We start from the raw sequence: 654 nt of genomic DNA on the forward strand, positions 1-654 counted from the left end.
GGGCCATTTTGGCGGCGTGCTCATCGAATACGCCTCCGCCGCCGTCGACAGTCCCTTGCGTGACAGGTTTGCCCGGAACGTACGTGTACATTTGGTACGACGTGCCGCCAGTAACCGTCACCGAGTCCTGTGCCGCGTACGCTCTTAATGCCGGATCGTGCTGAGATTCAGCTGCTGCATTAGGTGCGATGCCCGTTAGAGTTAAAGCGATAGTGCAAATCGCTGTGAGCGTGACGGCGGTTATCCTTAAGGTCATTCTGAATCGTCTCCGCTTTCGGCCTCAATCGCTTCTATAGTCCAGTCTTCTCTGCTCCAGAAAAGTTGGATCAGTAGTACATCGTCGGATGCTTCCACCTCTGTTAGCGTGCCGTCTTGCGAGTGTGCCGTGTGGGCTTCGGATGTCGCTTGGGCGCGTACGACATAGCGGTTGGGGTCCGCGTCGTCTACCCAATACCCAAGGGGTGTGACTACCTGCTCCCAAGGGTCCACCCAATCCCCGGCGTTATGGCGATCGGTCACATCACTCGCCACGTTGTTGCAGAATTCGCAGTTGTCGTCGCTCATGTTCTGCCAGGCGTCCAGATCGCCGGTTGCGAATACGTAGGGGAATAGGTTGAGGAAGTATGTGGCTGCGGTGGCTGCGCCTTCGGGGGT

Annotated in this window: 2 protein-coding genes; both read right to left on the bottom strand. The window is 57.3% G+C overall.

The window, feature by feature from the left end; translation table 11 throughout:
- On the bottom strand, positions 1-256 hold a 256-nt coding region (locus tag BN1056_RS11810), incomplete at its 3' end, for a hypothetical protein (RefSeq protein ID WP_210581472.1).
- A partial coding sequence (locus tag BN1056_RS11815; RefSeq protein ID WP_210581474.1) for a DUF6318 family protein occupies positions 253-654 on the bottom strand: 402 nt, incomplete at its 5' end. The genes BN1056_RS11810 and BN1056_RS11815, both read right to left, overlap by 4 nt.

The organism is Actinomyces succiniciruminis (assembly GCF_900002405.1).
GTDB classification, from domain to species: Bacteria; Actinomycetota; Actinomycetes; order Actinomycetales; family Actinomycetaceae; genus Actinomyces; species Actinomyces succiniciruminis.